24 protein-coding genes are annotated in these 26230 nt (G+C 68.4%); 12 read left to right on the top strand and 12 right to left on the bottom strand.

Features of this window, described 5'->3' with window-relative positions; all coding sequences use genetic code 11:
• Positions 1-5: 5 nt before the first annotated feature.
• Together IB269_RS22225 and IB269_RS22220 are read right to left on the bottom strand one after the other, a co-directional pair.
• Positions 6-1061 (bottom strand): isocitrate/isopropylmalate dehydrogenase family protein, encoded by a 1056-nt coding sequence (locus IB269_RS22225; protein WP_192368334.1) that lies wholly within the window; start codon positions 1059-1061, stop codon positions 6-8.
• A 76-nt stretch (positions 1062-1137) separates the two neighbouring features.
• Positions 1138-2109, bottom strand: a complete 972-nt coding sequence (locus tag IB269_RS22220; RefSeq protein ID WP_063328422.1) for a tripartite tricarboxylate transporter substrate binding protein — start codon at positions 2107-2109, stop codon at positions 1138-1140.
• A 125-nt stretch (positions 2110-2234) separates the two neighbouring features.
• On the opposite strand from IB269_RS22220, the gene IB269_RS22215 reads away from it, so the two are divergent.
• Complete coding sequence (locus tag IB269_RS22215) at positions 2235-3119, top strand: LysR family transcriptional regulator (protein ID WP_192368333.1); 885 nt, start codon at positions 2235-2237, stop codon at positions 3117-3119.
• Positions 3120-3122: 3 nt separating this feature from the next.
• Here the strand turns inward: IB269_RS22215 and IB269_RS22210 are convergent, their stop codons facing one another.
• The 5 genes from IB269_RS22210 to IB269_RS22190 form a co-directional block, all read right to left on the bottom strand.
• The gene (locus tag IB269_RS22210) at positions 3123-4214 is read right to left on the bottom strand and encodes a porin (protein ID WP_192368332.1); all 1092 of its coding nucleotides are present in this window, start codon (positions 4212-4214) and stop codon (positions 3123-3125) included.
• Between the two features lie 202 nt (positions 4215-4416).
• A complete protein-coding gene (locus IB269_RS22205) occupies positions 4417-6033 on the bottom strand; it encodes an ABC transporter substrate-binding protein (protein ID WP_192368331.1) in 1617 nt (538 codons plus the stop codon).
• Between the two features lie 46 nt (positions 6034-6079).
• The gene (locus IB269_RS22200; RefSeq protein ID WP_063328426.1) at positions 6080-7543 is read right to left on the bottom strand and encodes an amidase; all 1464 of its coding nucleotides are present in this window, start codon (positions 7541-7543) and stop codon (positions 6080-6082) included.
• A gap of 13 nt (positions 7544-7556) precedes the next feature.
• Positions 7557-8375 (bottom strand): ABC transporter permease, encoded by an 819-nt coding sequence (locus tag IB269_RS22195; RefSeq protein WP_225614253.1) that lies wholly within the window; start codon positions 8373-8375, stop codon positions 7557-7559.
• A 4-nt stretch (positions 8376-8379) separates the two neighbouring features.
• Positions 8380-9393, bottom strand: coding sequence for an ABC transporter permease (locus IB269_RS22190; RefSeq protein WP_192368329.1), 1014 nt, complete (start codon positions 9391-9393; stop codon positions 8380-8382).
• Positions 9394-9825: 432 nt separating this feature from the next.
• Between IB269_RS22190 and IB269_RS22185 the strand changes: the two genes are divergently transcribed.
• The 6 genes from IB269_RS22185 to IB269_RS22160 all read left to right on the top strand — a co-directional run bounded on the left by IB269_RS22185 (position 9826) and on the right by IB269_RS22160 (position 17276).
• Positions 9826-10815: a LysR family transcriptional regulator gene (locus IB269_RS22185; RefSeq protein WP_192368328.1), complete on the top strand. Its 990-nt coding sequence runs from the start codon at positions 9826-9828 to the stop codon at positions 10813-10815.
• Positions 10816-10954: 139 nt separating this feature from the next.
• On the top strand, positions 10955-11374 hold the full coding sequence (locus IB269_RS22180) for a RidA family protein (protein WP_063328429.1): 420 nt from the start codon (positions 10955-10957) through the stop codon (positions 11372-11374).
• A 14-nt stretch (positions 11375-11388) separates the two neighbouring features.
• On the top strand, positions 11389-12414 hold the full coding sequence (locus tag IB269_RS22175; protein ID WP_192368327.1) for a Bug family tripartite tricarboxylate transporter substrate binding protein: 1026 nt from the start codon (positions 11389-11391) through the stop codon (positions 12412-12414).
• 33 nt (positions 12415-12447) lie between these two features.
• Positions 12448-14169: an alpha/beta fold hydrolase gene (locus IB269_RS22170; RefSeq protein WP_192368326.1), complete on the top strand. Its 1722-nt coding sequence runs from the start codon at positions 12448-12450 to the stop codon at positions 14167-14169.
• A gap of 16 nt (positions 14170-14185) precedes the next feature.
• Entirely contained in the window at positions 14186-15949 is a 1764-nt protein-coding gene (locus IB269_RS22165; protein ID WP_192368325.1) for an ABC transporter ATP-binding protein, read from the top strand.
• 322 nt (positions 15950-16271) lie between these two features.
• Complete coding sequence (locus IB269_RS22160; protein WP_225614252.1) at positions 16272-17276, top strand: fimbrial protein; 1005 nt, start codon at positions 16272-16274, stop codon at positions 17274-17276.
• 92 nt (positions 17277-17368) lie between these two features.
• On the opposite strand, the gene IB269_RS22155 is transcribed toward IB269_RS22160, so the two are convergent.
• From IB269_RS22155 to IB269_RS22135, 5 genes are all read right to left on the bottom strand, one after another.
• Positions 17369-18325 carry a tripartite tricarboxylate transporter substrate binding protein gene (locus IB269_RS22155; RefSeq protein ID WP_192368324.1) on the bottom strand — a complete coding sequence of 319 codons (957 nt, stop codon included), beginning with the start codon at positions 18323-18325 and terminating at the stop codon, positions 17369-17371.
• Positions 18326-18369: 44 nt separating this feature from the next.
• The gene (locus IB269_RS22150; RefSeq protein ID WP_192368323.1) at positions 18370-19365 is read right to left on the bottom strand and encodes a tripartite tricarboxylate transporter substrate binding protein; all 996 of its coding nucleotides are present in this window, start codon (positions 19363-19365) and stop codon (positions 18370-18372) included.
• Positions 19366-19431: 66 nt separating this feature from the next.
• Positions 19432-20496, bottom strand: coding sequence for a hydroxyacid dehydrogenase (locus IB269_RS22145; protein WP_192368322.1), 1065 nt, complete (start codon positions 20494-20496; stop codon positions 19432-19434).
• Complete coding sequence (locus IB269_RS22140; protein WP_192368321.1) at positions 20496-21173, bottom strand: RraA family protein; 678 nt, start codon at positions 21171-21173, stop codon at positions 20496-20498. The genes IB269_RS22145 and IB269_RS22140 overlap by 1 nt, the downstream gene beginning before the upstream one ends.
• Positions 21174-21233: 60 nt before the next feature.
• The gene (locus IB269_RS22135) at positions 21234-22475 is read right to left on the bottom strand and encodes an alpha-hydroxy acid oxidase (protein WP_192368320.1); all 1242 of its coding nucleotides are present in this window, start codon (positions 22473-22475) and stop codon (positions 21234-21236) included.
• 83 nt (positions 22476-22558) lie between these two features.
• On the opposite strand from IB269_RS22135, the gene IB269_RS22130 reads away from it, so the two are divergent.
• From IB269_RS22130 to IB269_RS22110, 5 genes are all read left to right on the top strand, one after another.
• On the top strand, positions 22559-23479 hold the full coding sequence (locus IB269_RS22130) for a LysR family transcriptional regulator (RefSeq protein WP_012207596.1): 921 nt from the start codon (positions 22559-22561) through the stop codon (positions 23477-23479).
• Between the two features lie 291 nt (positions 23480-23770).
• The gene (locus IB269_RS22125; protein WP_099752663.1) at positions 23771-24613 is read left to right on the top strand and encodes a GNAT family N-acetyltransferase; all 843 of its coding nucleotides are present in this window, start codon (positions 23771-23773) and stop codon (positions 24611-24613) included.
• Positions 24610-25131, top strand: coding sequence for a phage tail protein (locus IB269_RS22120; protein WP_013800556.1), 522 nt, complete (start codon positions 24610-24612; stop codon positions 25129-25131). Before IB269_RS22125 ends, IB269_RS22120 begins: the two co-directional genes overlap by 4 nt.
• An 18-nt stretch (positions 25132-25149) precedes the next feature.
• A complete protein-coding gene (locus tag IB269_RS22115; protein WP_192368319.1) occupies positions 25150-25650 on the top strand; it encodes a phage tail protein in 501 nt (166 codons plus the stop codon).
• A gap of 28 nt (positions 25651-25678) precedes the next feature.
• Positions 25679-26221: a phage tail protein gene (locus IB269_RS22110; protein ID WP_192368318.1), complete on the top strand. Its 543-nt coding sequence runs from the start codon at positions 25679-25681 to the stop codon at positions 26219-26221.
• Positions 26222-26230: the final 9 nt, after the last annotated feature.

Raw genomic sequence — 26230 nt, 5'->3', positions numbered from 1 at the left:
CCGGCTCAGCCCAGGCGTCTTGCAAAGGCGTCGCCCGTGGCGGCCGTGCCCAGGTGGCCGCCCACGTCGCGCGTGCACTCGCCCGCCTGGATGGCGGCCACAACGGCCTCCTCGATGGCGTGCGCCGCCGCCTCGAAGGCCTGCAGTCCCCGGCGCTGGCCATGCCAGCCCAGCAGCTGGCCGGCCGACAGGATCAGCGAGAACGGGTTGGCAATGTCCTGCCCCGCAATGTCAGGCGCCGAGCCATGTGCGGCCTGGCCCATGGCGTGGTCCCGGCCCGCATTCACCGAGCCGCCCAGGCCCAGGCTGCCCGACAGCTCGGCCGTCAGGTCCGACAGGATGTCGCCGAACATGTTGGTCGTGACGATCACGTCGAAGCGCTGCGGCGCCCGGACCACGTGGGCCATCATGGCGTCCACGATGAAGTCATCGACTTGCACCTCGGGGAAGTCGCGCGCCACTTCGTGGCAGACGTCGATGAACATGCCGTCGCCCAGCTTGAGCACATTGGCCTTGTGCACGATGCTCACATGGCGGCGGCGCGCCATGGCCAGCTCGAAGGCGCTGCGCGCGATGCGCTCGCAGCACAGGCGCGTGATGCGGCGCAGCGAGACCACGACATCGGGCGTGATCAGCATCTCGCTGCCGCCCGACTCCACGTTGCGGTCCGCGTAAAAGCCCTCGGTGTTCTCGCGCACCACCACCAGATCGAACGCGCCCACCTTCTGCTCCATGCCCGGATAGGTGCGCGCGGGACGGATGTTGGCGTACAGGTCCAGCTCCTTGCGGAAGAACTTGGAGGGGTTGATCTCGCCCCTGGCCTCGTCCTTGAAGTCGTAGGTGGCCATGGGGCCGAGCATCAGGCCGTCGGCGGCCCGCACCTTGTCGAGCAGGGCGGGCGTAACCGTAGCGCCGTGGCGGCGCAGGCTTTCGTGGCCGGCCACATCGTGCTCCAGCACCAGGCCCAGGCCGAAGCGCCGGGATGCGGCCTGCAGCACCTGCACGGTGGCCGCCATGGTTTCCGGGCCGATGCCGTCGCCGGGCAGAACAATGATTTTCATGAAGCGTTTTCCAGACTGTGTTGAGAGGTGTTGGGGGAGGGGTGTGATGAAGGGACACCGGCCGGCGCCCCTGCCGTCATTTGTGCTGCAGCCCCGATTTGGCGGCAATGCCGCGCCACAGCGCCAGTTCCTTGCGCAGCTCCTCGCCGAAGGCGGCCGGCGTCAGGCGCACGGCGCTGGCGCCTTCGTGCTCCAGTCGGCCGGGCATGGGTTCGGCGGCGGCGGCTTCGTTGACGGCGCGGTTGAGCGCATCGACGATGGCTTTGGGCGTCTTGCCCGGCGCCAGCACGCCCCACCAGGTGCCGACCTCGAAGCCGGGCAGGCCTGCCTCGGCCACCGTGGGCGTGTCGGGAAACAGCGGCGAGCGCCGCGCGCTGGTGACGGCCAGCAGCGGCAGCTTGCCCTCGCGCACCTGGGCCAGGATGGTGGGCACGGTGGCAAAGAACAGGTCCACGCGGCCGGCCAGCAGCTCCACCGTGGCCGGGCCGCTGCCCTTGAAGGGCACATGCGTGAGCTCCAGTCCTGCGCGCTGGCGGAACATCTCGCCGGCCAGGTGGTTGATGCTGCCGTTGCCGGCCGAGCAATAGTTCAGCCCCTGCGGCTGCGCCCTGGCCGCCGCCACCAGCTGGGCCACGCTGGTGGCGCCCACCTGGCGCGAGGCCACCAGCAGCAGCGGCCCCCGGCCGATCATGGCCACGGGCGCGAAGTCCTTGAGCGGGTCGTAGGGCAGCTTGGCCTCCACGGCGGCATTGGTGATGAAGGTGGAGGTGGCGAACAGCAGCGTGTAGCCATCGGCCGGCGCCTTGGCCACGGCAGCTGCGCCAATGGCGCCGCCGGCACCGCCCCGGTTGTCCACCACCACGGGCTGGCCCAGGCGCTCGCCCAGGTTCTTGGCGATGTCGCGCGCAATGCTGTCGGTGCCGCCACCGGGCGCAAAGGGAACGACCAGGGTGATGGCGCGCGCCGGGTAGGACGGCTGGGCCAGGGTGGCCAGCGGCAGGGTCAACAAGGCCGCCAGCGTGGCGCGCAGCAGAAGAAAGGGGGGCATCGGTGTCTCCGGTTCTTGGTCTTCGGGAGCGGCGCACCGGACCCGGTCACCGCATGCCTTGAATGTTTACCGCACGCACTCATGCTGTAAATTGCAAAAATCCTTTTGATTGAACCGATCTGCGCATGAATTTCGACCTGGCCGACCTGCGTGCCTTTGTCTCCGTTGCCGACCTGGGCAGCTTTCGCGCGGCGGCCGAGGCGCTGCATCTTTCCCAGCCCGCGCTGTCGCGCCGCGTGGACAAGCTGGAGCAGGCGCTGTCCTTTCGCCTGTTCGAGCGCACCACGCGCAAGGTGGAACTCAATGCCATGGGGCGCAGCTTCCTGCCGCGCGCACGCCATGTGCTGGCCGAACTGGAGAGCGCGCTGCTGGGCATGGGCGAGCTGTCCGAGCGCATCCACGGCCTGGTCTCCATCGCCTGCATTCCATCGGCCGTGGAGCATTTCCTGGCCGGCACCGTGCGAGCCTTCCACCAGCAGTTCCCGCGTATCCGCGTGCGGCTGCTGGACCAGAGCGCGCCCGACATCCTGCTGGCCGTGGCCCGGGGCGAGGCCGACTTCGGCATCAGCTACCTGGGCACGCAGGAGCCGGACCTGGATTTCGAGCCCCTGCTGTCGGAGCCCTTCGTGCTGGCCTGCCGCAGCGACCACCCGCTGGCGCGCCGGCGCAGGCTGCAATGGGCTGAACTGGACGGGCATGACTGCGTGATGCTGGCGCCGGGCAGCGGCAACCGCATGTTGATCGACCAGGCGCTGGGCACCACCGCGGCGCGCGTGCGCTGGAGCTGCGAGGTGCGCCATGTGCCAGCCCTGTTGAGCCTGGTGCAGGCCGGCGTGGGCGTGGGCGTGGTGCCGCGCCTGGCCATGCGCCCGGGCCTGGTGGGCATTCCCCTGGTGGAGCCGGCCGTGGCCCGCAGCGTGGGCGTGGTGCGCCCGCGCGGCCGGCCGCTGGCGCCCGCCGCGCAGGCGTTCAGGGACCTACTGGGCGCAGGGGCAGCCGGGAACGCCTGATGCTCAGAACAGATGGGACACGCCGATGGCCGTGAACGAGGGATCGGCGCCTGCGCCGGCGAGGGCCAGGCCGTTGAGGGTGATGGCGGAAGCCCCTTCGTTGTTCACGCGCGCATAGCGGGCATAGAGCGTGGTGCGTTTGGACAGCGCGTAGTTGTAGCCAAGTTGCAGACCGGTGGCCCGGCTGTCCGTACCGCTGACGCGCCGCTGCGCCAGTTGTGCGATCAGCGCGTGCGGCCCCTGCACGTTCCAGCGTGCCGACAGCATGCCGTTGCTGCTGGCCGGCACCCCCGGCAACTGCGACAGATTGCGGTTGAAGGTGGCATACAGCGTGACATCGCCCAGCCGGTAGGTGGCGCCCAGAAAGTGCGATTCACTGAAACGGGGCTGGGCCACAGGCGCCGCCGCCGTACCGTTGTAGTTGCGCTGGTAGCCGTAGCCCAGATAGACCGGGCCCTGCGCATACTGCAGGTTGAAGCCCAGGCCGCGCCCGGAGCTGTTGCCGGCCTCGCCCGCCGTGACCATGGCCTCGCTCCAGACACCACCCACGCGCGGGCTGGTGTAGCGCAAGGAGTTGTCCTGAAAGCCCGGCGTGAAGGCCGTCGATGTCGCGCCCGTCTGCTGCAGGAACATGTTCCAGCCCAGCGAGGTGCGGTTGCGTGCCAGCGGATCGGAGGTCAGCCCGACAACGAAGGTCGGCGACCACATGCGCCCCATGTCGATGGCGCCCCAGGGCCCGGACAGGCCCACATGCACCCAGCGCCCGAAGAACTTGGAGGCATTGTTCTGTGTGCCTTCGTCGGCATTGATGGCCGATTCCAGGCGGAAGCTGGCCCTGAGCCCGCCGCCCAGGTCCTCGCTGCCGCGAAAGCCGAAGCGCGACACCGTCTGCAGCCCCGAGCTGAGCCGACCCACATGCGACTGCCCATTGCTGGCGCGCTCCATGCCCAGGTCCACCGCACCGTAGAGGGTGACCTGCGAGCGTCCGCTGCCTGCGGCCTCCTGGGTGTCTGCATCCGCCTGGGCAAACGCCGGCACTGCCGAGGCCAGCGTGCCTGCGGTGGCCACGCCGATGAAAAATGTCTTGCCGTACATGGACCGGGAATCCTTTGACTGAAAGTGCTCTGGAAAGCGTTGAAAGATCGGGCCGGGGCAGGGGTTGCGGTGGGCCGTGGCGGGTTGCAGCGGATCGCGGCACCCGCCGCCTGCGCAACGTCCTGCCCCTTGAAATCCAGTCTAGGCAGCGCCTGTGGTTTCGACTATTCGAAGCTGGGGATCACGCGATGCGTGTTTGGGATCACGGCGCCTTGGGCTCCACCCAGGCACGGGAGAAGCTGCCGGCAGATTCCTCCACGCCCTCCAGCAGCCCGTGCACACGGCGGCTCCACACGTTGCCGCGCGGCACGCTGACCAGGGGCAGCAGCGGCAGCTCGTCCATGGCGATCTTCTGCAGGCGATGCCACAGCGCGGTGCGACGCGTCTCGTCGGTCTCCAGCGCGGCCTGCGCCAGCAAGTCGTCGGCCTGCGCATTGCGAAAGCCCGAGGCATTGACAAAGGGAATGCCCTTGCCCGCATCGGCCGAGGCATACAGGCGCTGCACGCCCGCCGTGGGGTCGAACAGGGCGCCCAGACCGTTGACCTCGAAGTCGAAATCGCGCTGCTTGTACACGCGCTGCACAAAGCCACCCAGGTCCTGGCTGCGCACGGTGACATGGATGCCCACCCGCGACAGCGCCGCCTTCACGTAATCGGCCACCAGCTTGAGCGTGGCGGTGGGAAAGTAGTCCAGCGTGACCGAGAAGCGCCGCCCGCCCTGGCCCCGGGCAAAGCCTGCCTGGTCCAGCAGCGCGTTGGCGCGGTCCACATCGTGGGCATAGGGCCGCAGCGTGGCGTCATGCCAGGGCGCCAGCGCGGGTGGCACGGGCGTGGCCAGCGGCTGGGCCAGGCCCTGGTAAGCGGCCTTGTTGAGAAAGTCCAGGTTGAGCGCGTGGGCCACGGCACGGCGCACCTGGGCATGGGAGAAATGCGGATTGCCGAGATTGAACTCCACGGCCGCGATGTTGTTCAGGTAGGCACTGGGCAGAGCCTGTGCATGCAGGCGCGGATGTTTTGACAGCCGGGCGATATCGTTGAGCGATACGGAGGTGCTGAAGTCTGCGGCCCCCGTCTCCAGCGCAGCGGCAATGGCCGCAGGATCTGCCGAAAAGCGGTAGATGAGGCGGTCCAGATAGGGCAGTCCCACGTCCCAGTAATCGGGGTTGCGCTCCAGCTCGGCATGCGAGCCGCGCACCCATTGCCTGAAACGGAACGGCCCCGTGCCCACGGGCGCGGCCGCGTTGCGCGCTGCCGCCTCCGGGCCCTGGGCATGGAGATGGCGCGGCACGATGGGCGACTCGGCCGATGACAGCGAGCGCAGCAGATAGGGCGCAGGCGCCTTCAGGTGCAGCACGGCCGTGTGCGCATCCGGCGTCTCCACCCGCTCCAGCTGGGCCAGCGTGCCACGCCCGCGCGGATTCACACGCTGCAGCTCCTGCAGGGAAAAGGCCACGTCGGCCGAGGTAAAGGGCTGGCCGTCGTGCCAGCGCACATTCCGGCGCAGCGTGAAGCGGTAGCGCCGGCCGTCGGCCGAGACCGACCATGCCGTGGCCAGCAGCGGCTGCGGCGCAAAGCGGTCGTCAAAGCGCAGCAGCCCTTCGGTGATCTTGGCCGAGATGTCACGCGTGCCCACGGTGATGTTCGCCAGCGATAGCAGGGCCGGCGGCTCGGCGCCAATGACGGTGAGCGTGCCGCCCCGCACCGGCGGGGGTAAGGGCAGGGAGGAAGAGTCCTGGGCGCGGGCGCACCAGGGAAACAGCAGGCCAGGGCCGGCCAGGGCCAGAAAGCCCCGGCGCGGCATGCCGTGGACAACAGACATAGACACTCCAGTCAGACAGGTAAGGAAACAGGGATGCGCACGGGGTTCACACAGGGGCCACACAGGGCGGGCGCTGCTGCGCCCAGGGAGCCAGGCATTCCAGCGCGGCGGCCAGCTGCAGCAGCCGCAGCTCGCCATGCCAGGGGCCGACCAGTTGCAGGCCCACGGGCAGGCCGGCGCGCGTCCAGCCCACCGGCACGGTCAGGGCAGGATGGCCGCTGAGGTTGAAGGGATGACAGTGGTGTATCCAGGCCGTGCGCAGCGGGCCCCAGGCCTGTCCGTCGATGATCAGATCGGCCGATGGTTCGGCCTCGGCCAGCACGGCCGGGGCCGACAGCGTGGGCGTGGCCACCACATCGGCCTGCTCGAACAGCGCCTGCACCTGCCGGAACATGGCCGTGCGCCCGTGCAGTCCCTGCAGCAAGGGCTCCCTGCCCAGCCGTGCACCGGCCTGCAGGCGTTGGCGGAATGTGGGAGGCAGTGCGGCAGCGTGCTCGCGCAGCAGGTCGCCGAAGCGGTGCTGGTTCACGGCCGCAGCCACAGCCCCGAGGATGGCGCTGGAAGCGCCGAGGTCCACGTGCCCCTCTTCCACACCCGCCCCTGCACCGGCCAGCCTGGCCAGTGCCTGCTCGCACAGCGCGCGCACTTCCGCGTCCAGCCCTTCGGCGCCTTCACCGCCAGCCATGAACGGCAACCAGCGCAGGCGCAAGCCAGGAATGGCGCGCAGGCTGCGGCCGGCCTCGGCCGCTTCACGCAGGCCCGTGGCAGGCGGCGCGGCCTGCGACCAGGGATCACCGGCATGGGGGCCTGCAATGGTCTGCAGCACGGTGGCCAGGTCATGCACGGTACGCGCCATCGGCCCGGTCTGCCCCAGGGAGCCGAAGCCGTCGGGCGGATCGTCACTGGGGATCAGGCCATGCGTGGCCTTCAGGCCCAGCACGCCGCAGCAGGCGGCCGGCACGCGCACCGAGCCGCCCGCGTCCGTGCCCAGTGCCAGCGTGCTGGCGCCCACGGCCACGCTGGCCGCACTGCCGCCGCTGGAGCCGCCCGGTGTGCGGCGCGCGTCCCAGGGGTTGAGCGCGGTGCCATAGTGGGCGTTCTGGTTGGTCGGCCGGTGGCCGAACTCGGGCATGTTGTTCATGCCGACGAAGACAGCGCCAGCAGCGCGCAGCCGCGCCACCGCCGGATCGTCGTGTGCGCACAGCTGTCCGCCGAACAGTGCCGATCCATGGGTGCGCGGTGCCGCCCGCACGGCCAGGCAGTCCTTGACGGAAAAGGGCACGCCGCACAGCGGATGGTTGTCGCGCCGCTCGCGCCAGGCACGCTCGGCGCGGTGCGCGGCCTGCAGTGCGGCATCGCGCCCGGTCCAGGTGAACAGGCGCAACGGCGTGTCCAGCGCCTGCATCGCCTCGATGCGTTCGAAGGTGGCGACCGCCACCTCCACGGGGGAGAGTTCACGCGCGGCGAACCGCCGGGCCAGGTCCTGGGCGGACAGCAGGGTGATATCCATTGGGGGGCCGCCGTCAGCGCCCTCGCAGGCGCGGGTTGAGGTGGTCGTTGAGCGCATCGCCCACCAGGTTCAGGGCCAGCACCACCACCGAGATGGCAGCGCCGGGCAGTGTGCTCAGGTACCAGTCGGTGCGCAGCGCATCGCGGCCCGCGCCTATCATGCCGCCCCAACTGAGCACCTCGGGGTCGCCTATGCCCAGGAAGGACAGCGCGGATTCGAGCAGGATGGCGCTGGCCACCATCGCCGAGGCGGTGACGATGACGGGCGCCAGCGCATTGGGCAGGATTTCGCGGCAGATGATGTGCAGATCGCCAAAGCCCTGGCTGCGCGCGGCCAGCACAAAGTCGGCCTCCCGCAACTGGCGAAACTGGGCCCGTACCAGGCGGGCGCAGCCCGGCCACGACGCCAGGCCGATGGCGAAGGCCACCGTGCGCGATGACGGGCCTGCAATGGCGACGATGACCACGGCCATGAGCAAGGTCGGCGTGGTCTGGAAGAGTTCGGTCAGGCGCGTGAGCGCCTTGTCCGCCCAGCCGCCGTAGTAGCCGCCCACGGCACCGGCCACCGTGCCTATGGACAGTCCCACCAGGGCCGCGCAGGCCCCCACCTGCAGCGAGGCCCGGGCACCATGGGTGAGCTGGGCTGCCAGATCACGTCCCAGCGCATCCGTTCCCAGCGCAAAGGCGGGGTCCTGCAGGGGCCACAGCAGTGCAGGACCGGCCATGTCCAGCGGATCACCCGGGTAGAGCCAGCCCGCCAGCGCGGCGGTGACGACAAACAGCGCAAGAATGGCCAGGCCCAGCAGAGCAGACAGGGAAATGCGCGATGGCATGGCCCTACCCTCCCGCCGCCGTGGCGGCCCTGGATGCCACGGACATGCGCGGGTCAATGGCCGCATGCAGCAGATCGACCAGCACATTGGCCACGATGACCACCAGCGAGGCCAGCAGCAGGACGCCCAGCAGCAATCGGAAGTCGCGCGCCATCACGGCCTCCAGCGCCAGGCTGCCCATGCCGGGCCAGCCGAACACGGTTTCGATCACCACCGAGCCGCCCAGCAGGTTGCCGATGTGCAGGCCAGCCACCGTGGTGACGGGAATGAGGGCATTGCGCAGCACATGGCGCAACTGCACGGTCACCGGCCCCACGCCCTTGGCGCGCGCCGTGCGTACGAAGTCCTGCCCGGCCATCTCCAGCATGGCGGCGCGCGTCAGCCGCGCATAGATGGCCACGAAGAAGGTGGACAGTGCCAGCGCGGGCAGCGCCAGATGCCAGGCCCGGTCCGTCCAGGCAGACCAGCCCTGCAGGTCTGACCCGGCAGAAAAGCTGCCGCCGCTGGGAAACCAGCCCAGGTGCACGGCAAAGCCCACCACCGCCATCAGGCCGACCCAGAAGCCCGGCATGGAATACAGCACCAGCACCCCAGCCGACAGCAGCCGGTCGGGCCAGCGCCCCGCACAACTGGCCATGACCACACCGGCAGCCATGCCCGCGGCCAGTGCAATGGCCCAGGCCGAGAGCATCAGCTGCAAGGTGCCCGGCAGACGCGAGGCGATCAGCCCGGCCACGGGGGTCTGATAGCGCAGCGACTCGCCCAGGTCCAGCCGCGCCAACCCCAGCAGATAGTGGGCCAGCTGCATGAACAGGCCCTGGTCCAGCCCGAAGCGGGCCCGCCACTGCGCCATCAGCTCGGCCGTGGCGCTGCCCGACTCGGCGGCCAGCACATCCGCCGCGTCGCCGGGAACCAGCTGCAGCAGCAGGAAGTTGAGGATGACGATGCCCAGCATCGTCGGCAGGGCCTGGGCCGCCAGGCGGCACAGGCGGGACAGCAGGGGGAAGGAGGCAGGCATGGGCGAGGGATCGCAGGGCGAGGGAAGACGGTCAGCGGCCACGGGCATCGAGGCTAAAAGCCGGTGCAACGGGTGCAGGCAGTGCGGACGAAAGCGCTGAACGGCCGTAAGAAAGGACGGAAGAGGCAGCGCGGCAATTCACCACGCCAGGAGCATGCGCAAAGTCTAGGAGCGCATGCCCCTTTTGCCGTGATCGAACGCGGGGATCACCCCATGCAGCTTTGCGATCACCCGCTTGCAGCATGGCATGGGGGCAGGCACTGCACATATGCGAGGTCCGAGCAAACTCATGCGCATCGCTTCGTTCACGCGAAGGGGCTGTACGGCCAACATGGCCCCTCCCGCAGCAGGTGGGGAACATGTCTCCGGTGCAAGCCGGAGTCGCCAGCCAGCCTGCCAGCAGCCCCGCTTGCATGGATTCCAAGGCGCACCATGACCCTTCCCGCCCCGCCCACGATCGCCACTCTTCCGTTTCGCCTCAAGTTCCGCCAGCTTGTGCTGCTCGATGCCCTGGGCGCATCGCAGTCGCTGCGCAAGGCGGCCGCACAGACACACCTGACCCAGCCGGCGGCCTCTCGCGCCATGGCCGAACTGGAGTCGGCCTTTGGCGTGCAGCTGTTCGAGCGCTCGCATTCGGGCATGGCTCCCACGGTGTACGGCAATGCCCTCATCCAGCATGCACGCCGCGTGCTGTTCGACGTGCAGCAGGCCCATGCCGAAATCCAGGCCCTGCGCTCGGGTTCGCAGGGCGTGGTGCGCCTGGGCTCGCTGCTGCCGCCTGCCACTGGCCTGCTTCCCAAGGCCGTCGGAGAAATCAAGAAGCGCCTGCCCCATCTGCGCATTTCGCTGGAGCAATTGCCCCAGAAGCCGCTGGTGGACCGCGTGCGCGAGGGCAGCCTGGACATCGCGCTGTGCCGCCACATCACCGACCGGGACGATACCGCTGGACTGGAGCAGTCCGTGCTTTTCGACGAGGACTATGTGCTGGTCGCAGGACGCAGCCACCGGTTCGCGCGCTCGCGCAGCGTGAAGCTGGCCGAGCTCATTGACGACCCCTGGATCCTGCCCCACGGCAGCGGCCCATTCCACGCCCATGTGCAGGCCCTGTTCCTGGGCCGCGTGGGCTGCATGCCCGCCAACGTGGTGGAGTCGTCCACGCCGCTGGCCGCCAACCTGCAACTGGTGGAGCAGTACGGCTTTCTCAACTTCATGCAAAAGACGGTGGCCCAGCGCTACGCGCAGCGCAGGCAGCTGTCCATACTGCCGATCACGCTGAGCAATCCGCTGGGCCCCCACGTCATCGCCGTGCGCGCCAACATGGGCGCATCGCCGGCCGTGCGCACCGTGCTGGAAGCGCTGCGCGATGCCGCCGCCGCAGAGCTGCCCGAGAACCAGCAGGCACTGCAGGCCCTGCGCGCCTGACCTGCGGGCCGCCCGCGCACCACAAGCCGGGTGAACCGATTTGCGCAACACCCGAGGCCGTCTTTCGAATAGGCGGCGCGGCCTTGTGCTCCTATTCTGAAAGTCCGCCGCGCCATGGGGCGCGGACCCTCAGGACGAGATGAGCACACCACCCGCCTCCGCGTTTCGCACCACCAATCCCCCCGCCCTGGGCGAGCCTCTGGGCAGCTACTCGCAGATCCTCGAAGCGCCCGCAGGCAGCGCACTGGTCTTTCTTTCAGGCCAGACGCCCCGGCGCGATGACGGCAGCATCCCCGCCGACTTCGCGCAGCAGGCCGAGCTGGTCTGGCAGCGCATCGCAACGGCGCTGCAGGCCGTGGACCTGACACCCGCCCACATCTGCCGCGTGGTCACCTACCTGACCGACGCCAGTGACGCGCCCACCCACGCCCGCATCCGCAGCCACTACCTGGGCAGTGCACGGCCGTCATCCACGGGCGTGGTGGTGCCGGCGCTGTTCCACCCCGACTACCGCATCGAGGTCGAGGTCACGGCCGCCCGTCCTCCTGGCAGCCCATGAAAACAGGACATCCCATGCATACATCTGCGCCATCGCCCTTTCCTTCCTGGACCTTTTCTTCCTCGGTCATTACCCGGCGCCGCGCCCTGGCCGGCGCCCTGGCCGCCCTGGCCGCTGCAAACGCCACGGCCCGGGACAGCGCTCCCGCCTATCCGTCCGGCGTCATCCGCATCGTGGTTCCCACATCGGCTGGCGGCTCGGTGGACTCCACGGGTCGCCTGCTGGCAGAGGCACTTGCCAAGCCGCTGGCGGCCAAGATTGTGGTGGAGAACAAGGCCGGCGCGGGCGGCCTGATCGGCATCGACAGCGTCATCAAGAGCCCGGCCGACGGCCACACGCTGGCCCTGGGCATTGCAGCCACGCTGTCGGTGCAGCCCGCCGTGCGCAGCCAGCTGCCCTATAGCGCCACGCGCGACCTGGCGCCCATCGCGGTCTTCGCGCAGGGCGGCCTGGTCATTGCCGTGCCGGCCTCCAGCCCCGTCCATACGGTGCAGGACCTGAAGGCGCTGGCCAAAACACGGGGCGAGCTGAGCTTCGGCACCGGCGGACAGGCCACCTTCGGCCATCTCACGGGCGAGGTGATAGCCCATGCGCTGGGCATAGGCATGCGCCACATCCCCTATCGGGGCGCCGCACCGGCGGTCACCGACCTGGCCGGCGGCCTGCTGGACCTGGCCATTCCCGATGCCTTCTCAGCCGCACCTCAGGTGCAGGCCGGCAAGCTGCGCGTGATCGCCATCGCAGGCCCCGACCGCCATCCCACGTTTGCGCAGGTGCCCACGCTGGCCGAATCGGGCATTCCCTTCGACCGGGGAACCTGGCTGGGCCTGTTCGCGCCGGCCGCCACGCCTGCGCCCGTGCTGGAGCAACTGACCGCAGCGCTGCGCCAGCTTTCGGCGTCCCGCGAATTCCAGGACAGCGTTGCCCGGCTGGGCTTCACGCCCGTCTTCATCGCACCCGACGCCGTGCGCCAGATGCTGGCGCGCGAGATCGCCGCCTGGCAGGCCGTGGCACGCCAGGCGCACATACAGCTCGATTGATTTCCCATGCATTCCCACTTCAGAAAAAACACCATGACTTCAAGCATCCTGGACCACCACGGAGACGGCTTCATCCACGCCAACGGCCTGCGCCTGCACTACGAGCAATGGGGCGATGGCCCCCATGTGGTGATCGCACTGCACGGCACCTCCCTGCACGGGCGGGTCTGGGCGTGGCTGGCCGCCTCGCTGGGCCCCGAGTACCGGCTGATCGGTCTGGACCAGCGCTCGCATGGTGACTCGCAGCGCGCCGGTAGCGGCCAGTACCAGGTGGAGCACTACGGCGCCGATCTGGAAGCCTTCATCGACCGCCTTGGCCTGGAGCGCGTCAGCCTGGTCGGCTCGTCGCTGGGCTCACGCGTGGCGCTGTGGTATGCGGCCCGCCATCCCCGCAAAGTGGCGGCGCTGGCCCTGCTGGACCTGAGCTTCGAGATGCCCACCGAGGCCTCGGAGCACATGGTCTCGGCCCATTTGTCACGCCCGCGCCGGTTTGCGGATATGGATGCCGCCCTGGCCTTCTCGCGCACCCTGCCCCAGCGTCGCCGCTTCAGTGACGAAGTGCATCTGCGCACGCTGCAGGGCGATCTGCGCAGGCTGGACGATGGCCAGCTCGAATGGCGCTATGACCGCGATGCCGCCATCGAGACCCTGCGCTGCGCGGCGCGCGACATGTGGGACAGCGTGCGCGCCATCGAAGCGCCCACCACCATCCTGCGCGGTGCCGACAGCGACGTGCTCATCGCGCCCACCGTCCAGCGGCTGCAGCGCGAACTGCCGGGTCTGCACATGCTGGACGTGCCCGATGCAGGCCACTCGATCTGGGGCGACAACCCGCAGTTCACGGCCCGCGCCATCGAAGAGGCTCTGCGACGCGCGCGACCCGCTCCCGCCGCCGAGTCCGAGGATGCCTGCGCGCCCGCGCCGCTGTCCTGGACACAGGGGCGCCCGCTGTCCATTGCCACCGGCAGCCTGCGCTTTCATGCGCTCGAATGGGGCCAGCCCAACGCACCGGCCCTGGTCTGCCTGCACGGCACGTCCATGCAGGCATCGGCCTGGAGCGCGCTGGGCTCGGCCCTTTCGGCCCACTGGCGCGTGATCGCCATCGATATGCGCGGCCACGGCCAGTCCGACAAGCCGGCCAGCGGCTATGCGCTCACCGACTATGCCGACGATCTGCGTGCCATCTTCGATGCGCTGGGCCTGGCGCAGGCCAGCCTCATCGGCAGCTCGCTGGGCACCCAGGTGGCCATGGCCTTTGCGGCTCGCCATCCGCAGCGCGTGCAGCGCCTCGTCCTGTCCGATCCCAGCTGCCTCATCGCACAACAGGCCATAGACCAGTACGTGGCCCTGCACCGCTCGCGCCCGCGCAGCTTCACCGGCTGGGACGAGGCCCTGGCCTTCTCGCACAGCCTGCCCCAGCGCAGGCGGTTCTCGCCCGAGGTGCACCGCTTCACGCTGCAAGGCGACCTGGGCGTCGGCGACGACGGCCGGCTGCACTGGCGCTACGCACTGGACCCCATCCTGCAGACCTTCGAGGCGCTCACGGTGGACCAATCGGCCGACATTGCCGCCACGCGCGCGCCCGTACTCATCCTGCGCGGCAGCGAGTCGCATGTGCTGTCCCGCCCCGATGCGCTGCGCCTGCTGGACGCCTTTCCCCAGGCCGAACTGGTGGAGATTGGCGAGTGCGGCCACACCATCTGGGGCGACCAGCCGCAGGTGATGGCGCAGCATGTGCAGGCTTTCCTGGCCTGAAGGCACAGCCCGCGCCATGGTCACAGCCCTCCCTCGGACAGCAGCCCCGCCGCTGCTGGACATACGCCAGTTGCGCATTGCTTTCCCGGGCCGCGCCGGTGCTGTCGAGGCCGTGCGAGGCCTTGACCTCGAACTGCGACGCGGCCAGACCCTGGCCCTGGTCGGCGAGTCAGGCTGCGGAAAATCCACCACGGCCCTGGCCGTGCTGCGCCTGCTGGCACCGGGAGCCCAGGTGAGCGGCCGCATCCTGCTGCAGGGCCGCGACATCCTGGCCCTGCCGCCGGCCGAACTGCGGGCAATACGCGGTCGTGACATCGCCATGGTCTTCCAGGAGCCCATGACGTCCCTGAACCCGGTGCACACCATCGGCGAGCAGATCACCGAGACGCTGCGCCTGCACGCAGGACCCGATGAACGGCTGAATGCCGCAGCCGCACGCCGCCGCGCCATCGAACTGCTGGAGCGCGTGCGCCTCCCGGAGCCCCAGCGCCGTATCGACGACCATCCCCATCACCTGTCGGGCGGCCAGCGCCAGCGGGTGATGATTGCCATGGCCATCGCCTGCCGCCCCCGCCTGCTGGTGGCCGACGAACCCACGACGGCGCTGGACGTGACCGTGCAGGCGCAGATCCTGGAACTGCTGGACAGCCTGCGCCGCGAAATGGACATGGGCATGCTGCTCATCACCCATGACCTGGGCCTGGTCAGCCAATGGGCAGACCGTGTCGCCGTGATGCATGGTGGACGCAAGCTCGAAGAGGCAGACACACCCACCCTGTTCAGGACGCCCACCCACAGCTATACGCGCGGCCTGCTGGGTGCCTCGCTGCACGGCGAGGCAACGGGGGCTACACAGGTGCGCCACCACGGCCAGGGCCCGCTGCCCGAGATCCGCATCCACTCGGAGCCGGGAACGAAGGAGGCGCGCTTCACGCTGTTCACTCCCCAGGTCGCGTCACCGCCTGCCCATGCACTGCAACCGGCCCTGCAGGCCACCGTGCCCTTGCTGCAGGTACAGGCGCTGCGGGTGGAGCACATCCGGCGCGACGCCAGCGTGCTGCGCGCCGTAGACGGTGTGGACTTTCATATCGGCGCGGGCGAGACACTGGGGCTGGTGGGCGAATCCGGCTGCGGCAAGTCCACCCTGTCGCGTGCGCTGCTGCGGCTGCAGACACCCGCGTCCGGGCGCATTGCACTGGACGGGACCGACCTTGTCCCGCTCCATGGCCGCGCGCTCAGGCCGTGGCGGCGCCGCATGCAGATGGTGTTCCAAGACCCTTATGGATCGCTGAATCCGCGCCACCGCGTGCAGGACATCCTGGACGCAGTGCTGGCCGTGCATGGCGAGGCCTCGCGCGCGCGGCGGCAGCAGCGCATCGCTGCCATGCTCGACCGCGTAGGCTTGCCGCGCGGCGCGGCCGAGCGCTATCCGCACGAATTCTCGGGCGGACAGCGCCAGCGCATAGGCATTGCGCGCGCCCTGGTGGTGCGGCCCTCCCTGGTGGTGCTGGACGAGCCCGTTTCCGCGCTCGACGTGTCGGTGCAGGCACAGATACTGAACCTGCTGGTGGAACTGAAAAGGGACTTCGGCCTCTCCTACCTCTTCATCTCTCACGACCTGTCCGTGGTGCGCTACATCGCCGACCGTGTCGTGGTGATGCACCAGGGCCGCATCGTGGAAAGCGGCGACCACGGGCAGATCTGGCATGCCCCCCGCCATGCCTACACCCGCAGCCTGATCGACGCCATTCCCGGAGCCCGCAAAGGCCGACCCGGGTGAGGCAAGACCAGGACAGATGCAAAGGCCGCCTACTCCGCCCTGGCCGTAGTTGAGCTGGCCCGGCCTGGCGCGCGCCGCCTCCAGCAGATCGTTGACCGAGCGCAGCGGCGAGGCCAACAGCAGCAGCGACCACCCGCTGGCGCGCCGGCGCCGGCCGGATGGCCTGCGAGGCCATGTGCGGAAAAGCGGACGGAACACGGCATTGGAGTCATGAAAAAGCATTGCCAAAATAAGAATGATCCTATGGATTTTCATAAATCATAGGAATAGACTTTGGAGCACGCCCATCAAACTCTCCTGCATCGTTTCCGGTTTCATTCATATGAAAAAAATCAGATATTTTCTCATTCCGGCAACGCTTTGCTTTTCTGTAAGCTCCATTTATGGAGGCATGTTTACCCCGGCAGTATCCATCGTCCAATTACCGGAACTCATCAACGTTCCCGCAGGAAATATCATGAATGGATCAGTGCTATGGGAGTCGCCCATGGTCAAATCCACTCTCGACACCATTTCCTACAGTGTGCTTTCGGGGCCATCTTCAGAAATATGGCCCCAAATCATGAACCCCACTACGCTGGACGGCGATATCTACTCCACATCTTTGCGCGGAATAGGAATCCGTTGGCGAGCCACATGGAAAGCCAGGAATTTCCCCAATGGCAAAACCATGTCCATCACCACTCAATCCAACAATTCAGGAGCCACGGGATGGCAAAAGGATGATGTACATGAGCAAACCATATGGATGCAACTCATCAAGATAGGCGCCGTTCAATCGGGCACTTTCAGCGTCAGCAGCTATGCAACCGCCCGGTTTGACTGCAATAGCCTTTGCAATATCTGGTCCGTGATGGCGGCCGGCAGCACCGTGGTGCGCACAGGCGCCAGTTGCCGGGTGAAGACGAGCAACATCGCCGTGAACCTGCAGCGAATCAACAGGTCGCAGTTCAACGGGATAGGCGCTACCTCCGCGCCCCAGCCATTCGATCTGGAACTGATCTGCACCGGGGGCGATGCCAATTCAACCCTGCGCCCGTTCGTCACGCTCACGGATGCCAACGATGCCGCCAACCGCTCCGATGTGCTGACGGTGACCGGAGGGGCTGCCGGCATCGGCATCCAGATCCGCAGCAGCGACAAGGTCATCAGCTACGGCGAGGACTCCGCCAACTTCGGCAATCCCAACCAGTGGCAGGCGGGCATCATCACCCCAAACACCAGCAACCACGTGATTCCATTGACGGCGCGCTATGTCCAGACCCAGCCCTCCGTCACCACAGGCCTGGCCAACGGACGGGCCACCTTCACGCTCAACTACCAGTGACCTGCCAGTGACCTGCCAGTGACACGCTGGCTGCATTGCGGCTGTGCAGGCGCCCGTGCCGATCCTGCGTGGCCGCCCGCCCCCGGCTGCGCTCACTCGGCTCTGGCCCCCGACACCCGCACCTGCTCGGCCGCCACGGGCATCTGTTCGCGCACGAAGCGCCAGAATGCGTCCACGCCCATGGGCTTGACGGGCAGCGAGCCCTGTTCGATGAACTGCTTTTGCACCTCGGGATTGCGCAGCGCCGTGGCCAGTGCGCCGTTCAGGCGCTCCAGCGCCGCACGCGGCGTGCCGGCCGGGGCAACCAGCCCGTACCAGGAGTCGGTGTAGAAGCCCTTGACGCCTGCTTCCTCGAACGTTGGCACATCGGGCAGGGCCGGCAGGCGCTGGCGTGAGGCCACGGCCAGGGCGCGCAGCTTGCCTGAGCGGATGAAGGGGATGGCGCCCGTGGTGAGCACGAAGTCCACGCGGCCCGCCATCAGGTCGGTCATGGCCGGGGCCGTGCCCTTGTAGGGGATGTGGGTGACATCCACGCCCGTGAGCTGCTTGAAGCTGGCGCCCGCCAGGTGCTGGCTGGAGCCCACGCCGCCCGAGCCGTAGTTGAGCTGGCCCGGACTGGCGCGCGCCGCCTCCAGCAGATCGTTGACCGAGCGCAGCGGCGAGGCCACGGGCACCAGCAGCACGCTGGGCGAGGTGGTGATCATGCCGATGGGCGCGAAGTCCTTGAGCGGGTCGTGGTTCAGTTTGGCGTAGAGCGCGGAGTTCAGGCCGTGCGAGGCCACGGTGGCCAGCATGATGGTGTTGCCATCGGGCCTTGCGCGGGCTGCCGCGTCGCTGCCCAGGTTGCCGCCCGCGCCGGCCCGGTTGTCGATGGTGATGGGCTGGCCCAGGGCCTCGCTCATGCGCGTGGCCGCCAGCCGCGCCACGTTGTCGGAAGGGCCGCCCGCAGGCCAGCCCACGATGAGGGTGATGGGGCCTTGCGCCAGGGCCGGCAGGGCCAGGGCGCACAGGGCCAGCGCAGCCAGGCTGCGGCGCGACAGACAGTGCATGGCGGTCGTCCTTGTGAATTCAAAGGTTGGCATGGGCATGGCCTTCAGGGCTTGCCGTCCTGCCAGGGCATTTCGGTCCAGAGCTTGCGAAAGCCGGCCTCGGTGCGCTCCAGTTCGGCCGCGTAGGCCGGCGGCGCCAGGTAGCGCAGCGGCGCGTACATGGCCTCGGCCTGCTGCCTGAACTGCGGGTCGGCCGCGATGGCGGCCACGGCATCGACCAGCTTTTTGCGCACGCCTTCGGGCAAGCCCTTGGGCGCGGCCAGGCCGCGCAGGGAGGCCAGCTCGATATCGATGCCCTGCTCCTTGAACGTAGGCACCTGCGGCGCCAGCGAGCTGCGCGCGGCCGACATCTGGCCCAGCAGGCGGATGGGAGTGCCGCCCTTCTGGTAGGCCAGCACCTCGCCCACGTTGATGGCGCCGATGGTGATCTGCTGGCCCGTGGCGGCGGCGCGCACCTCGCCCGCGCCCTTGTAGGGCACATGGGTGAGCTGCGTGCCCGTGGCCTTGGCGAACAGCAGCATGGCCAGGTGGTCGTCCGAGCCCGTGCCCGTGGTGCCCACGGTCACGGCGCCGGGGTTGGCCCGGGCGTAGGCGGCCAGGCCGGCCAGCGTGGTGATGGCGTTGCTGTTGTGGATGGCAAAGCCCCCCGGGTCGTCCACCAGGTTGCCCAGCAGGTCGTACTGGCTCCAGTGGAAGCTGCTCTTGCGCTCGATGGGAATGGTCAGCACGTTGGGCGTGTTGATGAAGCCGATGGTGTAGCCATCCGGCTTGGCGCGTGCCAGTTCGCCAAAGCCGATGCCGCCGCCTGCGCCGGGGCGGTTGAGCACGACCACGCTGCCGCCCAGCTTCTTTTCCAGATGGCGGGCCAGCAGCCGCGCCACCAGGTCGGTGCCGCCGCCGGGCCCGTAGGCCACGATCATCTCGATGTTGCGCGAGGGATAGGGGACCTCGCCCTGAGTCTGGGCCTGGGCCAGGGCCGGCAGCGCCATGCAGGCGGCGGCCAGGCCTGCGCACAATGCGCGCCTTGCTTGCTGTGTCATCTTTGTCTCCTGGGTCGCCTCTTGCAGTGGTCTGAGAGGCTTTGTAGTCATGGTGAAGGAAGCGGCTCAACGGGACGGGGAAAAGGACAGGGAACGGGACGGGTCCAAGGCCCTGGCGATGCGCTCGCGCGCATGCGGCCAGACCTCGGGATTGACCAGGCGCGCGGGCCGCTGGCCATTGGCCAGCAACTGCACGATCTGGGTGGCGGCCAGCTCGGCGTTGTTGCGCCGGGCCTCGTGCGTGACACCGGCGGTGTGGAAGGTAGCCACCACCTGGGGCAGGGCCAGCAGCGGATGGGAGGCGGGCGGCGGCTCCTGGTCCCAGACATCGAGCCCCGCGCCCGCCAGGTGGCCGCTGGCCAGGGCGGCGTGCAGGGCGGCCTCGTCATGGATACCGCCGCGCGCCGTGCTCACGAAGATGGCGCCCGGCCGCATGGCCGCAAAGGCAGCGGCGTCCATCAGCCCCAGCGTGGAGGCATCGCGCGGGCAGTGCAGGGAGACGATGTCCGCGCGCTGCAGCAGTTCGTCGAAGCCGACGGCCTCGGCCCCGCGCGCCGCCAGGCCGGCTGCGTCGTAGGCCGGGTCGCAGCCGATCACCTGCATGCCGAAGGCCCGGCCCAGGGCCGCGACGCGGCTGCCGGCCTCGCCCAAGCCGACCAGGCCCAGGGTGCGGCCGCGCAGCTCGTGGCCCATCACGTCCTCGCGGCTGAAGCCCCGGGCGGGGGCGCGCAGCAGGCGGTCGGATTCGTTGATGCGGCGCAGCACGGACAGCATCAGCCCGATGGCCATCTCGGCCACCGAATCCGCGTTGCCGCCCGACTGGTTCATCACGGCCACGCCGGCGCGCGTGCAGGCCTCGATGTCGATGGTGTCGCAGCCCGACCCGCTGGAGGACACGGCCAGCAGATCGGGGCAGCGCGCCAGCAGGTCCGCCGTGGCGAACCAGTGGCGCGGCAGCTCGTCCTTGGCGGCCGTGATCTGGTAGACCTGTGCGCCGGCCAGGGCCTGCCAGGCGGCGGCATCGTCGCCCTCGCGCCGGCAGGTGACCAGCTGCACGCCAGGCGCGGCCGAGACGATGCGGTCGAAGGCCGCGTCCAGCCAGTAGTCGAAACGGACAACGCGGCGGTCCATCACAGCACCCCCTTGGCGGCCAGCGTGCGCACCACCCAGGAGCGGTCGGCGCGGCCTGCGGCAATGGCGGCGAGCACGTCGGCCTCGTCGCGCTGTATGGCCTCCACGCGGTCGGCAATGGCGGCGGCCTCGGCGGCGGGCACGGCCAGCAGGCCGTCGCCATCGCCCAGCACCAGGTCGCCCGGGTGGACGACCATGCCGTCGATGCTCACGGGCACATGCAGCTCGCCGGGGCCATCCTTGTAGGGACCACGGTGCGAGACGCCGCGGGCATACACGGGCAACTCGTGCTGGCCGATGGTGTCGCTGTCGCGGATCAGCCCGTCGATGACGATGCCGGCCGCGCCGCGCGCCATCATCAGCGCCAGCATGATCTCGCCAATGATGGCGTTGGGCCCGGCGCCGCCCGCGTCCACCACGATCACGTCGCCGGGGCCGCAGATGTCGATGGCCTGGTGCACCATGAGGTTGTCGCCGGGCCGCGTGCGCACGGTCAGCGCACGGCCCACCAGCGGCCCCTGGCGGCGGTGAAAGGGCCGCAGCGCCGAGGTGCCCGTGGTGCGGCTCATGGCGTCGCTGACATTGGCGACCGGAAAGCCGCGGTAGCGCTGCAGCAGCGCATCGCCAAGGGCGGCCTCGGGCCGGGCGTGGATATGGAATCCGGGAATCTTGCTCACTGCTGTGTCTCCGTCTGTGTCTGTTGTCTGTTGTCTGTGCCGATACCGTTGTCTTGCCGCTCAGAACGCATCCCAGGCCTGCGCGTGGCGCACGCAGGCCGGCGTGATCTGGTCCAGGCGCGTGGCGCCCAGCATGGCCATGTCGCGCAGCACCTCCTCGCGCAGCAGGGCCATGGCGTGGGCCACGCCCGCCGGCCCGGCCACCGAGGCCGCGTAGTTGAAGGGCCGGCCCACGAACACGCAGCGCGCGCCCAGGGCCAGGGCCTTGAGCACGTCGGTGCCCCGGCGCACGCCGCTGTCCAGCATCACGGGCAGGCCGGGCACGGCGCGCACGATGCCGGGCAGCACGCGCAGCGGTGCCACGGAGCCGTCGAGCTGGCGCCCGCCGTGGTTGGAGACGATGAGGCCGTCGGCGCCGTGATCGCGCGCCAGCACGGCGTCTGCGGCCGAAAGAATGCCCTTGACCACGAGCTGCCCCTGCCAGCGCTGGCGGATGGCGGCCAGATGCGGCCAGGCCAGGTGGGAGCGGTCCGAGAAATCGCGCATCACGCTGGCCGACAGGATGGGCGCGCCCCGGTGCGCATAGTTGTTCTCGAAATGCGGCATGCCGTGGCGCCACAGGGTCTTGAGAAAGCTGCCGAACAGCCAGCGCGGGTGGCTGATGCCCTGCCAGGCCAGGCCCGGCCCGGGCCGCAGCGGCGTGGAGAAACCGGCGCGCACATTGTTCTCGCGGTTGGCGGCCACGGGTGTGTCCACGGTGATCACCAGGGTCTGCACGCCGGCGGCGGCCACGCGGTCCAGCAGCGTATCGATCTGGTCCTGGTCGCCCGGCAGGTAGGCCTGGAACCAGGTGTGGGGCGCGGCCGCCATCACCTCCTCCAGCCGGATCAGCGAGGAGCCGCTCATGATGGCCGGCACGCCCGCCTGCTGTGCGGCCTGGGCCAGCACCAGGTCGCCCCGGTAGGCCGACAGCGCGGCAATGCCCATGGGCGCCACGCCGAAGGGCGCGCCGTAGCGGCGCCCGAACAGCTCGAAGGAGGGGTCGCGCTGTGCCACGCCCACCAGCGCGCGCGGCACGAAGGCCAGCTCGGCAAAGGCGCGGCGGTTGTCCGCCAGCGAGGCGTTGTCCTCCACCGCCCCGCTGATGTAGGCATGGATGGGGCGCGGCAGATGGCGCCGCGCCAGCCGCTCGAAATCATCGAGCGACAGCACCTGGCGCAGGCGGCGCGGCGGCCGGGCAGGAGCTGGTGCAGCAGCTGCGGAAGCGGTGGCGGTGGTGGAGGGGACGTTGTTGGCAGGCATTGCCGGCCAATGTAGAAGGGCCAACCTGCAAAGAAAAGCGAAATAAATAAGAATCGATATTTCGATTTTGGAAGAATGTCGCCATGACCCTCAAACAGCTCGAAGCCTTCTACTGGGCTGCCACCTGCCTGAACTTCAGCGTGGCGGCCGACCGCGTGCACCTGTCGGTCTCATCGCTGTCCAAGCGCATTGCGGAGCTGGAGGCTTCGCTGGGAGTGCAGCTGTTCGACCGCAGCGGCCGCGCCGCCGAACTCACGCCCCAGGGCGAGCAGCTGCTGCCGCGCATCCGCGAGCTGCTGCACGGCGCCGCCCAGCTGCGCGAGGCGGCGGGCCGCAGCGTGGGCCTGCAGGGCCGCTGCCGCATCGGCTTTGGCGAGCTCAGCGGCCTGACCTGGCTGCCCCGGCTGGTGCAGCGCGTGGCCGAGCTGCACCCCGACCTGCAGCTGGAGCCCCACACCGACATCGGCCAGGTGCTGGAGCAGCGCATCGTCGATGGCGAGCTGGACTGCGTGGTCATCGCCGGGCCATCGTCGCGCAGCAGCCTGGCCTTCGAGCAGGTCGCCCAGGTGCGCTTCGTCTGGGCCGCCAGCGACGACTTCATCGCCCGCGCCGGCACCGGCCTGCCCCGGCGCCTGGTGCGAGAGCAACTGCTGATCGCCCTGCCCACCGGCTCGGGCGCCACGCGCACGCTGGACGACTGGCTGGGCCGCCACGGCCTGGCCGTGGAGCGGCGCCTTTCCTGCAACAGCTGGGGCGCCGTGGTGGGCATGGTGGTGGACGGCCTGGGCTTCACCTACATGCCCGAGCAATGGGCCCTGGCCCTGCAGCAACGCGGCCGCCTGCGCGTGCTGGACGGCAGCGCCGAGGCCGCAAAGCACAGCGCGCTGGCCCCGCTGACCTACACCGTGCAATGGCGCCGCGACGATGCCCGGCCGCTGATCACGGAAATGCGCGAGATCATCCGCAGCGTGATCGATTTCCCGGCGCCGCGCTGTTTGAGTTGAATATCACTGATTTCAGGGATATTCAAAATGGCAATCCTGTAGTATTTGAATGAACAATCAATATCAACAATAAACAACATCAATGCATTGATAGGGCATTGTCAATTTCAAATATCAATCGATTCAGATATTTCCCTATGGAAGCACTCATCTTCCGCATGGATTTCTTGGCATACTGAAAATCCTTTCTCAAAGAAATTTGACAATCCTTTGCAAAACCTGCCTATGATTTAACAACTCTTTTCAATTATTCCCGACTGGAACTCCTGCGTTTCCAGTCGATTTCCATTCATGAGCACTGCGCCTGCCCATACCAGTCTCCGCAGCCCTCACGCTGAATCCTGCGGTGCGCTGGCGCTTCAACCCATTGGTTCCGGCGACGAAGCCGCTCTCCTGGCCATCTTCGCCTCCACACGCGAGCAGGAGCGCGAACAATTCGGCTGGCCCGAGGAGCAATGGAATGCCTTCATTCGCCAGCAGTTCATGGCGCAGCACACCCAGTATTCGACGGCCTACGCCAACCCCAGTTTCGATCTGGTGCTGCGCGATGGCGAGATAGCGGGCCGGCTGTATGTGGACCGCAGCCCGCAGGAAATCCGCGTGGTGGATATCGCCCTGCTTCCCAGGCATCGTCGCCAGGGCGTGGGGCGGCAGTTGCTGCAGGCTTTGACGGATGAGTCAGACGCCCTGGGCATTGACCTGGGCCTGCATGTGGAGAAGAACAACCCCATCCTCGGCCACTACCAGCGCCTGGGCTTTGCCACCGAGGCCGATCGCGGCGTGTACTGGTATATGCGCCGCGCGCCACAGCCTGCGCGCATGCCCGGCCTTGAGGATTTCACCGGCCTGGTCGGCACCGATTTCGCGTTGCAGCTCCCCGGTGCCGCGCCCGTGGCGCTGCGCCTGGAAAAGGCCACGGTCACGCAGGGATTGCTGGCCTCGCGCTGCTCGCTGCGTTTCAAGGGGCCTGACATCGGCCGCCCGACCCACGACACCTACCTGCTTTCCCACGAACGCCTGGGACGCTTTGCTCTGTTCCTGGGGCCCGTCGTGGATGCGGAGCCGGGGCAAACCAGCTACCAGGCACTCATCACACGCATGAACACGTCGATCAAGGAGGAGGAGACGCCATGAGCGAGGCATATATTGGAGAAATCCGTCTTTTTGCGGGCAACTTTGCCCCCCAGAACTGGGCATTGTGCGACGGCAGGCTGGTTGCCATCAGCGAGAACGAAGCACTCTTCGTGCTGCTGGGTACCACCTATGGCGGCGATGGCGTCACCAACTTCGCACTGCCCAACCTGCAGGGCCGACTTCCTATTGGCCAAGGCCAGTTGCCGGGCGGGAGCAACCGCCTTCTGGGCCAGCAGATGGGTGCGGAAGACGTAACGCTGAACATCAGCCAGTTGCCCGGGCACACCCACCCGTTCTCGGCAGCCGGCGCCGCCAGCACCAGCAAGCCGCAACAGCAGGTACCGGCAGCCGTCACGGGGTTCAACCTCTACGCCCCCTCACCCGCCACGACTGCCGCCACCCTGGGACCCAGCTCGGTGCAGATCGTCGGCGGCGGGCAGCCGCACAACAACGTCATGCCCAGCCTGGTGCTGAGCTACATCATCTGCCTCTTGGGCATCTTCCCCAGCTTCACATAGCACGGACAGGAGCACTTCATGGAACCCTTTCTCGGAGAGATCCGCGCATTCGCCTTTGGCCAGGTCCCAAGGGGCTGGCTGCTGTGCAACGGAGCGATTCTGCCGATCAGTACGAACCAGGCCTTGTTTGCGCTGCTGGGCAACCGATACGGCGGCAATGGCTCGACGAACTTCGGCCTGCCCGATCTGCGTGGTCGCGCGCCCATTGGATACGGCGGCGGCGTTGTGCTCGGCTTGATCGACGGTACGGAAAACGTCACGCTGACCCCCAGCCAGATGCCCCAGCACACACACCAGCTGCTGTCCAGCGCTGCGGTGGCCACCACCAATGTCCCCGGCGGCAATGTGATGGCCGAGGCCGCCAATGGCCTGTCTGCCTATGGCGCGCCCACCAATTCCTTCATGGCTGCCGCCGCCGTGGACATCAGCGGCGGCAGCCAGCCTCACCAGAACATGCAGCCCTCGCTGGTCATCAACTGGTGCATCGCCAGCTCCGGGATCTTCCCGCCCCGCAACTGAACAAGCCTCCCCCCAAGGAAACATCCATATGGCAGATCCCTTCTACGGCGAGGTCCGCGCATTCGGCTTCTCCTTCGCTCCTGTCAACTGGGCCTTTTGCGCAGGCCAGACCATACAGGTACAGCAGAATGCAGCGCTTTTTGCGGTCATCGGAAGCCGGTTCGGCGGTAACGGAACCACCAACTTCATGCTGCCCAATCTGCAGGGCAGAGCCGCCATGGGCGCCGGCACGGGACCTGGACTGAGCTTCCGCGACATCGGTGAAACCATGGGCACAGCCACCGAAACGCTGACCCTTGCGCAGATACCGGCGCACAGCCACGGCATCAGCGCCCAGGGCGCCGGCGCCACGGCTGCCATCCCCAGCGGCAACTTGCTGGCGCAGGGCATGCAAGGCGTACCGCCCCGGGGCAGCGCCAGGCCCACCTATGCAGCGGGAGCTGCCACTTCGGCCATGGCGCCGACAGCGCTGCTGCCCGTCGGCGGCAACCAGGCCCACAGCAATATGCAACCCGTTCTGGCGCTGAATTTCTGCATCTGCCTGTCCGGCGAATTCCCCGTCAGGCCCTGACGTTCTTCC

The sequence above is a fragment of the Delftia sp. DLF01 genome, assembly GCF_014852125.1.
GTDB lineage: Bacteria > Pseudomonadota > Gammaproteobacteria > Burkholderiales > Burkholderiaceae_C > Comamonas > Comamonas acidovorans.
This window is presented reverse-complemented; position numbering and strand designations above follow the sequence as displayed.

Excerpts from the sequence above, each read along its gene's own strand:
- IB269_RS22225 (WP_192368334.1), bottom strand. The coding sequence starts at position 1,061 with ATGAAAATCATTGTTCTGCCCGGCGACGGCATCGGCCCGGAAACCATG.
- IB269_RS22220 (WP_063328422.1), bottom strand. The coding sequence starts at position 2,109 with ATGCCCCCCTTTCTTCTGCTGCGCGCCACGCTGGCGGCCTTGTTGACC.
- IB269_RS22215 (WP_192368333.1), top strand. The coding sequence starts at position 2,235 with ATGAATTTCGACCTGGCCGACCTGCGTGCCTTTGTCTCCGTTGCCGAC.
- IB269_RS22210 (WP_192368332.1), bottom strand. The coding sequence starts at position 4,214 with ATGTACGGCAAGACATTTTTCATCGGCGTGGCCACCGCAGGCACGCTG.
- IB269_RS22205 (WP_192368331.1), bottom strand. The coding sequence starts at position 6,033 with ATGTCTGTTGTCCACGGCATGCCGCGCCGGGGCTTTCTGGCCCTGGCC.
- IB269_RS22200 (WP_063328426.1), bottom strand. The coding sequence starts at position 7,543 with ATGGATATCACCCTGCTGTCCGCCCAGGACCTGGCCCGGCGGTTCGCC.
- IB269_RS22195 (WP_225614253.1), bottom strand. The coding sequence starts at position 8,375 with ATGCCATCGCGCATTTCCCTGTCTGCTCTGCTGGGCCTGGCCATTCTT.
- IB269_RS22190 (WP_192368329.1), bottom strand. The coding sequence starts at position 9,393 with ATGCCTGCCTCCTTCCCCCTGCTGTCCCGCCTGTGCCGCCTGGCGGCC.
- IB269_RS22185 (WP_192368328.1), top strand. The coding sequence starts at position 9,826 with ATGACCCTTCCCGCCCCGCCCACGATCGCCACTCTTCCGTTTCGCCTC.
- IB269_RS22180 (WP_063328429.1), top strand. The coding sequence starts at position 10,955 with ATGAGCACACCACCCGCCTCCGCGTTTCGCACCACCAATCCCCCCGCC.
- IB269_RS22175 (WP_192368327.1), top strand. The coding sequence starts at position 11,389 with ATGCATACATCTGCGCCATCGCCCTTTCCTTCCTGGACCTTTTCTTCC.
- IB269_RS22170 (WP_192368326.1), top strand. The coding sequence starts at position 12,448 with ATGACTTCAAGCATCCTGGACCACCACGGAGACGGCTTCATCCACGCC.
- IB269_RS22165 (WP_192368325.1), top strand. The coding sequence starts at position 14,186 with ATGGTCACAGCCCTCCCTCGGACAGCAGCCCCGCCGCTGCTGGACATA.
- IB269_RS22160 (WP_225614252.1), top strand. The coding sequence starts at position 16,272 with ATGAAAAAAATCAGATATTTTCTCATTCCGGCAACGCTTTGCTTTTCT.
- IB269_RS22155 (WP_192368324.1), bottom strand. The coding sequence starts at position 18,325 with ATGCACTGTCTGTCGCGCCGCAGCCTGGCTGCGCTGGCCCTGTGCGCC.
- IB269_RS22150 (WP_192368323.1), bottom strand. The coding sequence starts at position 19,365 with ATGACACAGCAAGCAAGGCGCGCATTGTGCGCAGGCCTGGCCGCCGCC.
- IB269_RS22145 (WP_192368322.1), bottom strand. The coding sequence starts at position 20,496 with ATGGACCGCCGCGTTGTCCGTTTCGACTACTGGCTGGACGCGGCCTTC.
- IB269_RS22135 (WP_192368320.1), bottom strand. The coding sequence starts at position 22,475 with ATGCCTGCCAACAACGTCCCCTCCACCACCGCCACCGCTTCCGCAGCT.
- IB269_RS22130 (WP_012207596.1), top strand. The coding sequence starts at position 22,559 with ATGACCCTCAAACAGCTCGAAGCCTTCTACTGGGCTGCCACCTGCCTG.
- IB269_RS22125 (WP_099752663.1), top strand. The coding sequence starts at position 23,771 with ATGAGCACTGCGCCTGCCCATACCAGTCTCCGCAGCCCTCACGCTGAA.
- IB269_RS22120 (WP_013800556.1), top strand. The coding sequence starts at position 24,610 with ATGAGCGAGGCATATATTGGAGAAATCCGTCTTTTTGCGGGCAACTTT.
- IB269_RS22115 (WP_192368319.1), top strand. The coding sequence starts at position 25,150 with ATGGAACCCTTTCTCGGAGAGATCCGCGCATTCGCCTTTGGCCAGGTC.
- IB269_RS22110 (WP_192368318.1), top strand. The coding sequence starts at position 25,679 with ATGGCAGATCCCTTCTACGGCGAGGTCCGCGCATTCGGCTTCTCCTTC.